At 59.9% G+C, this 2335-nt stretch carries 2 protein-coding genes; both read right to left on the bottom strand.

The window, feature by feature from the left end:
* Nucleotides 1-1970, bottom strand: a 1970-nt coding sequence (gene purL, locus MVK46_RS04760) for a phosphoribosylformylglycinamidine synthase subunit PurL (protein ID WP_297535503.1), incomplete at its 3' end; no start/stop codon positions are given.
* Between the two features lie 4 nt (nucleotides 1971-1974).
* Nucleotides 1975-2335: phosphoribosylformylglycinamidine synthase subunit PurQ (locus MVK46_RS04755; protein WP_297535502.1), on the bottom strand; the 361-nt coding region annotated here is incomplete at its 5' end.

Raw genomic sequence — 2335 nt, 5'->3', positions numbered from 1 at the left:
TTCTCCGGGAACGCCACGATGTATCTTGAGTGGCTCTCGCTGAAGGCGACCTCGATTGGGCTGGAGGTTTCGGAGGGAACCTTCGAGAGGTCGGCCGTGAAGCCTGTCTTTCCAGCAACGGCCATCTCCGTCAAAGCGACCGCGAGGCCACCCCTGCTCACGTCGTGAACCGCTTTGACGAGGCCCCTCCTTATTGCCTCGAGGACTCCGCTCGCGTTGGCTTTTTCTTCCTCAAGGTTCACGCGCGGTGCGAGGCCACCTTCAACGCCGAGCCTCGCGAAGAGCTCGGAGCCGCCGAGTTCGGGCTTCGTGAGGCCAACCACCCCGATGAGGAGGCCTCCCTCGAAAGCCCCCTGAGGAATATCCTCAAGCTTCACCTTTCCGAGACCTGCAACGACGGGAGTCGGCTTTATTGGCCTATCAACGACCTCGTTGTAGAAGCTCACGTTCCCGCTGACGTAAGCCAGGTCAAAGGCCCTCGCCGCGTCCGCCAGGCCTTTAACAGTTTCGGCAAAGCTCCAGTAGACCTCGGGCCTCTCGGGCGAGGCGAAGTTGAGGTTGTCGACCAGGGCCAGAGGCTCGGCCCCAACGCTGACCAGGTTTCTCACCACCTCTGCAACGGCCCCCATCGCGCCGTGGTAGGGGTTCAGGTAGCTGTGGTTCGGATTCCCGTCGGCGACGAAAGCCAAACCATATTCGTCGTTTATCTTAAGAACCGCCGCGTCCCTACCCGGTTTAAGAACAGTCCTCCCCTGAACCTCGTGGTCGTACTGCTCCCAGACCCAGCACTTGCTCAAGATGTTCGGACTGCCCCAGACGAGGTCGAAGGCTTCTCCAAACGAAATGCCCGGCGTCTCGACCGGTCCCTCGGCGCTGTAAGGTTTCAGCTCCCACTCTATCGTTGGAACTTCAGTCAAAAGCTCTACAGGCAAATCCGCAACCTTCTCGCCCTTCCAGTAGACGACGAAGCGTGGTTCATCAATCGTCTCGCCGACGACGGTCCACTCAAGCTCGTACTCCTCGAAAATCCTGCCTATTTCCTCGACGTCCTCTGGCTTAACCGCGAAGAGCATCCTCTCCTGGCTCTCTGAAATCATAACCTCGGTCGGCGTCATGCCCGGCTCGCGGAGAGGGACCCTGTCGGCGTATATTACTGCCCCAAAGCCCTTTTTGCCAGCCATTTCGGAGGCGGCGCAGGTCAGTCCCCCGCCCCCCAAATCCTTGAGCGCCTTAACTTTGCCGGTGTAAACGGCCTCGAGGGTGGCCTCGATGAGGAGCTTCTCGGTGAAGGGGTCGGGAATCTGAACGGCCGAGCGGTCCTCTTCGATGTTCTCGCCCAGCTCCTCGCTCGCGAAGGTTACGCCGTGAATCCCGTCCCTGCCGGTTCTGTTGCCGACGAGGATTAGCTTGAGGCCCGGTTCGGTCACGTGGCTGTGGACGAGGTGCTCCGGCCTCATGATGCCAACGCAGGCGACGTTGACGAGCGTGTAGTTATCGAGGCTCTCGTCGAACTCGGTCTCGCCCCCAACGGTCGGAACGCCTATCCTGTTGCCGTAATCGGCTATTCCCTTAACAACCCCCTCGAAGAGGTAACGGTTGCGCTCCTTCTCCAGCGGGCCGAAGCGTATGGGGTCAAGCAAAGCAATTGGCCTCGCACCCATGCAGAGTACGTCCCTCACAATTCCGCCAACTCCGGTTGCGGCACCTCCGTAGGGTTCGACCGCGCTCGGGTGGTTGTGGCTCTCGATTCCAACGGCTATCCACGTCTCGTCGTCGAACTTCACTATTCCGGCATCTTCGCCGGGGCCTAAAATCACGTGCTCGTTCTCCGTCGGGAGAAGCTTGAGCCAGGGCCTGCTCGACTTGTAGGAGGCGTGCTCGCTCCACATGACCTCGAGCATTGCCCACTCGAGCTCGTTCGGCTCCCTTCTCAGGCGCTCGCGGATGAGCTTCCTCTCGTGCGGGAACATTTCCTCACCTCCTCGCCCACTCAACCATGCTCCTGAACAGCCTCAGGCCGTCCTCACTCCCCAGAAAGCGGTCGCTCGCGCGCTCCGGGTGCGGCATCGTTCCGAGAACGTTGCCACGCTCGTTGGCTATCGCCGCTATGTTCAGAACAGAGCCGTTGGGGTTGGCTTCTTCGCTCACGTTTCCCTTTTCGTCGCTGTACTGGAAGACTATTCTGACCTTTGAGGGGTTGTCAATGTAATAGTTGCCCTCCGCGTGGGCAATCGGCATCCTTATGACCTCTCCCGGCTCGTAGAGGGAAGTGAAAGGAGTTTCCGTGTCGTTTACGCGGAGGTGAACCCACCTGCAGAGAAAGCGCGGAACCCTG

Source organism: Thermococcus sp. (assembly GCF_027066465.1).
In the GTDB taxonomy this organism is placed as follows: Archaea; Methanobacteriota_B; Thermococci; order Thermococcales; family Thermococcaceae; genus Thermococcus.
This window is presented reverse-complemented; position numbering and strand designations above follow the sequence as displayed.